At 34.3% G+C, this 5787-nt stretch carries 2 protein-coding genes and 3 pseudogenes; 3 read left to right on the top strand and 2 right to left on the bottom strand.

From position 1 onward, the window contains the following. Positions 1–35: 35 nt before the first annotated feature. A pseudogene (locus tag AB3X49_RS16570) lies at positions 36–1398 on the bottom strand (histidine kinase); the annotation flags it as partial. Between the two features lie 401 nt (positions 1399–1799). Between AB3X49_RS16570 and gerKA the strand changes: the two are divergent. The 3 genes and pseudogenes from gerKA (at position 1800) to gerKC (ending at position 5492) form a co-directional block, all read left to right on the top strand. Next, positions 1800–3300, top strand: a pseudogene (gerKA, locus tag AB3X49_RS16565) (spore germination protein GerKA). After that, positions 3281–4387: pseudogene (locus tag AB3X49_RS16560) on the top strand (GerAB/ArcD/ProY family transporter). Before gerKA ends, AB3X49_RS16560 begins: the two co-directional pseudogenes overlap by 20 nt. Next, complete coding sequence (gene gerKC, locus AB3X49_RS16555) at positions 4368–5492, top strand: spore germination protein GerKC (RefSeq protein ID WP_367963432.1); 1125 nt, start codon at positions 4368–4370, stop codon at positions 5490–5492. The pseudogene AB3X49_RS16560 and the gene gerKC overlap by 20 nt, the downstream one beginning before the upstream one ends. A gap of 32 nt (positions 5493–5524) precedes the next feature. Here the strand turns inward: gerKC and AB3X49_RS16550 are convergent. Continuing rightward, positions 5525–5787, bottom strand: a 263-nt coding sequence (locus tag AB3X49_RS16550; RefSeq protein WP_367963430.1) for an alpha-glucosidase C-terminal domain-containing protein, incomplete at its 5' end; no start/stop codon positions are given.

Raw genomic sequence — 5787 nt, 5'->3', positions numbered from 1 at the left:
GTTGCTTATTGGCAGGCGTGGCGATTTTATTAAAAAGATTCTAGACAGGTTCTTATACTTTTCTCTACTATTTGCTGCATATCTATTGGTTTATCACGGTATTTTTTCTGCGCGGATTCTAGTTGGTATATCACCCCGGCCAATGTTTGTGCAATACCATCGTGAATTTCGCGTGCGATTCTATTTCTTTCTTCTAAAATCATTCTTTTTTCCTGTTCAGAAATCAATATTCTTGTTTTAACTACGTTAGCTAATTGGTTAGAAAACGTAGCTAACGACTGTACATCTTCCGGAAAAAAACCCGCAGTTCTACTTTTCCCTGCAACAAACATTCCGACTAGTTCATCATTTACAATAAGAGGAAAATATACAAGCGAGCGTATGACGCTATCAAATATTTCATCTCCAGGAGCCGTACCAGTTTTCCAATCATGAAACAGAAGATTTTTAGAGATTCCCTCAAACGCCTTGGATATTTCTGAATGATCAGAAATATCCAAGGCGAACTTTCCCATCTTTTAATAGAAGATTCCAGTTCCCATCATCTTTTGTCCATATTACATATGCTTGTATGCCAAAAAAGCCTTTAAGTGCTTGTTTAATATGTTTCAAGTTTCCTCCGGTTAGTCCACGACTAATTTCTGTCGTAATAAGAAACAGCTCATATAATCGTTCCTTCTCCATCCTTATCCGTACAGAAAAAGAACTAATAACTGAAATTGCTACAAGTGGAAAAAAGAAAAACAGTACTGTAATCTCGTTTATTTCCACACTATATGTACTAATTAATACATGCATCAGGGCCGCATAAGAGAAACCAAAAGTTTCGCAAAGAAATACCGTTACAGTTTTTTTATACCACTGATAGATTGAATATGGCTGCGGAAGAATTATCATTAACAAATCGTAAAAGCGGTTGTTGAAGAAACCAAAAAACACGCAAAATAACAACAAAGATATTAAATTTTCATATAGAACTGACATATCTATCTTGTTAATTAATAAAGACATACATTTATTTGAAAACCATTCGGCCAAGATCAAACTAAGCGCATGCTGAGTACTATTAAATAACATTCTTTGTATCGGTGAACGACGATGCAGGTGAATAATTAGCGTTACGAGTACAATAGCAATAATAGTCATATGGATTCCAAACTGCCAACTCATAGCGTAAATTATCGGAAAGGTAAGCGAGCTAGTTCCTCTCCAAAATCGTACAGGAAAATACTCTGCAATCCCCATAAATATTAATAACAATATTAATATCGTTGGATAAGAAGGGATTTTAATATCAAGTAAAGATATGGTTATAGTAATCAATCCAAGAAAAGAAATAAAATAAAGATAAGAACTAGCAATCTTTTCTCTCATAAAGATAGAATTTACATCCTTCAAAACAACCCCTTCTTTCTTTATAAAACTTCATTTTCTCTATTATCCAACAAAAAACCGGCACTGGCAAAATGGAAAAACCTCCACTAGCCAATCACCGGCTGTGTACTACACCTAAAAAGGCAAGACACAATATTAGTATAAATCGATTCTCATAAGTTTCCTATTCATCAAACGATGTAATTATGCATACTGCTAAGCTTATCCTCTATAGTACAAAAGATATATATTAATATCGCTAATCTAATATACGCTTTCTTTCCATCCCCTACTTCTCATTTTCTTTATTATAAAAGATGATGTAACGCAACTTTCAAGATACTTTTTTTAATGAAATAAGCATAATTTTTTCATAAAAAGCAAAAATTAACAGCGACTATTTCATTCTAAAAAAGGTGGACATTATGACAGAGCAAAGCAATAATCAACAAAAAAATAAAAAAAGCATATGTTTCCATCACTTCCAGAAAATATTAATTACATTGAAAATAAGCTCTGTCATTCAGATGATATAAAAAAATTAGATGTCCCTTTCCAAAATGGAAAAGGAACAATCTTATATATCGAATCTTTAGCAGACCCAAATTTAATTCATCAATTAGCTCTTGAGCCTTTATAACTCGATCAGAGTTGTCTTTAGATAAAGCTTTTTCTACTTTGAATATGAAAAAAGAAACGAATTTAAATTATGGAATTCAACTTTTATTACAAGGTAAATCTTTATATTTTCATGAAGATGTTGAAAGTTTTTGTATTTTCGAAACAGCTTTATCTTTAAAAAGGGATATAAAAGAGCCTGACAATGAAGGTGTTGTACGCGGACCACATTCTGGTTTTGTAGAAGATTTAGCTACTAATTTAGCCTCCGTACGGAAACTAATTAAGAGTCCAAATTTAGTCGTTAAATATTTTATCCTTGGTGAAGAGATGCACACGAAAGTAGCAATTGTTTATATGCAAAATATAGCTAATGATGATCTCGTCACAGAAGTAAAAAGAAGATTAGAAACGATTAAGACCGATGCACTAATACCACCAGGATACATACAAGAATTTATAGAAGACACGTCTTTCTCACCATTTCCACAACAATTAAATACAGAGCGTCCCGACCGAACTGCGGCTAATTTAATGGAAGGGCGCGTTGCCATTTTATCAGATGGAGATCCGACAGCACTTATCGTTCCCGTTACATTATTTGCTTTTTATCAATCACCAGATGATTATAATAACCGCTGGATTGTCGGTTCCTTCGTACGAATGATCCGCTTAGTAAGTTTCTTAATCGCTTTTCTCTTACCAGCTATATATATCGCAACCGTGGCCTTTCATCCTGATGTGTTGCCACTCGAACTCGTTTATACAATTAAAGCTTCATTAGAGAAAGTACCGCTTCCTCCGATTTTTGAGGCACTCTTAATGGAATTGATCTTCGAATTATTACGGGAAGCTGGTATTCGTCTGCCGAGCCGCGTTGGACAAACAATCGGTATTGTAGGTGGTTTAGTAATTGGTGATGCAATTGTAAAAGCCGGACTCGTTTCTTACACAATGATTATCGTTGTAGCTTTAACTGCAATCTCATCTTTTCTCGTTCCATCAAACGATATGAGTTCAGCAGTTCGAATTCTTCGTTTTCCATTAATGATTCTTGCTGCTATATTCGGGTACGTAGGAATATCATTTGGTCTAATTATAACTTTCGTTCATTTATGCCAGCTACATTCATTTCATACACCATATCTTTCTCCTATTGCACCGATGCGAATAAAAGATATGAAAGATTCTTTTGTAAGACTTCCAATTTGGTCGTTTTGGGAACGACCTCATGATCCAAAGCCGAAAAAAATGCAACGACAACATGTAACGAGAGAGGATGAGAACGGTGACAAACACGCAAAGTAAAATTTCACTTGTTCAATTTACCTTTTTCGTTATTCAATGCCAAATCGGGGTTGGTATACTTTCTCTACCAAACCGTCTTCACCCAATAGCGAAAGGTGGTGGATGGATTTCTGCTCTCATCGCTGGCTTTGCAATTCAACTTATTATTATACTTATGTGGCTTTTCTTAAAACGCTTTCCTGATGCAGATATGTATGAAAGTGTTTGTATGCTATTTGGTAATAAACTTGGAAAGTTATTAGGCTTTTTTTATGTTTTTTATTTTACTCTTATCGGTATGACCGTCATGTTAAATGCATGTAACGTCATTAAAGTATGGGTCTTACAAGCCACCCCTTGGTCTGCAATTCTCATACTATTTACAATAGCTTGTTGCTAGGTAGCCTATAATACATTTAAAGTGATTGTACGATTTTATGTCATGGCCTCTATTCTCATTTTACCTATGGCGCTTTTAATTGCCCTAGGGCTTTCCCAAGCTGATTTTTCTTATATTTTCCCCATTACAGAAGCCGGATGGTGGAATATAATTCAAGCATCCAAGGAAACAATTACAGCCATGTATGGTTTTGAAATTATTCTTATCGCTTTTCCAAAAGTAAATGGCAGTTCTGTGGCAAAACTGAAGGCCATTTCTATCGCTAATGGATTTGTAACGCTTTTTTATACTTTTACTGTTTGGATTTGCTTTATCGTATTCAGTCCAAAACAAGTTGAACTTATTCCAGAGCCAGTTGCTTACTTATTACGCTCCTTGCATATCGGGATTATAGACCGAACTGATTTACTATTCATACCAATATGGATGATAACAGTTGTCGCTTCTATTGCTAGTTATTACTGTGCTGCCTCAATAGGAATTGGGCATATATTCAACCTTGCTAATCATAAAAAGGCCGTTCCAATCGTTGGTATTATTGCTTTTAGTGTAGCCTTATTTATAGATACACCTGAAGAATTAAAAGTAATTGCAAATTTCACTGATAAATTCACCTATATTTTCATCGTTGTTCTCCCTCTTTTATTTCTACTTTATTCAGTAATACGAAATAAGAAAGGAGAACAGTATGTTCAAAAAAAGAGTTAAACTACTTTTTATATTATGTGCTAGTTCATTCCTTTCTGGCTGTTGGGATCAAGAACCATTAAGAGAAGCCAGATTAGCTTATAGCATTGGATCTGATATTACGGAAGAGAATAAACTCCAGCAAACAGTCGAGCTCGTAAAAAGTTCAAGCGGAGAGCAATCTTCATTCGAGAATGAAATACATTCATCAACCGGGCATAACATAAGGGATACAAGCGATGCCCTAAAAAAAAATGCGACTGGGAATATTCGCCATTTCAAATATGGTGTTCAATTACTAGGAACCAAAATTCTAAAAAAAGGTATACTACCCTATTTAGATGTTAGCTTTCGGGATCCAACAAACCCAACTGCTTTAGTAAAACTTATTGCAGTAGATGGTGAAACATCCGAGATACTCGAAAAAAAGAAAGTAGGAAATTTACTAATTGGAGATTTTCTAAAGAAAAAAGTGAAAAGCTTAGAAGATATGAGTGTATTTCCAAAAGAAACTTTAGAAACAGCCGCTACAAAAATGTTAGATCCCGGTAAAGACTTTACCCTCCCTTCTATAAAAATAAAAGGAAAAGAAGTAATTACAAACGGGTTAGCTTTATTTAACAACGATAAATTAACTGGGCATTTACCTTTGAAACAATCTGTTCTATTCGTGTTATTAACCGGAAAAATGGGAACAAGTGCCCGTATAACCCAAAAACTTACTAGCGATGAATCAGAGAAGACATCTGATTATTTAACAATGGAAGTGAGCAATCGGAAACTAAAAAGAGAATTAAACATAACAACTGACAAAAAAGGAAATGTTTACGCCCATCTAAAACTGAAACTGCAAGTAATCGCCCTTGAAGCTCCAAGAGATAATCTTTACAAGATGGATGAAAGAAAAAAACTAAATACAGAACTGTCTAAACAGCTTACGAAAGAAGCTCAAAAGATAACGAAAAAGTTACAAAAAGCAAATTGTGATGCTTTCGGTATCGGGAGACACCTTATCGCTTATCACCCTGATTTATGGAAGAAAAAAAATTGGAATGAAGATTATGCAAAAGTGAAGTTCAAACCAGAAGTAGAAGTAAATATTTTATATAGCGGTGTCTTAAAATAAAAAGTTGTACGCCCCGCGGGCATACAACTTTTTTATTTTGTATATCGATATACAATTGATTCATAAGGTCTTAAGTTAAGATTTGTAATATCTCTGCTTGGATCTTTATAATTTGATAATAATACTTCTTGCTTCATTCCATCCAATTGAACATTCACTGGTACAGAGTACATTATTTCTTCTCCATAGAAGTTATTTATAACAAGTAGTACTTCGTTCTTTACAGTACGTGTATACGCCCAAATCTTAGGATGATTTTCATCTAAAACATCATATTTTCCGACTGTAATTATAT

Origin of the sequence: Bacillus sp. C30, from assembly GCF_040838255.1 — a bacterium.
Taxonomy (GTDB): domain Bacteria; phylum Bacillota; class Bacilli; order Bacillales; family Bacillaceae_G; genus Bacillus_A; species Bacillus_A mycoides.
This window is presented reverse-complemented; position numbering and strand designations above follow the sequence as displayed.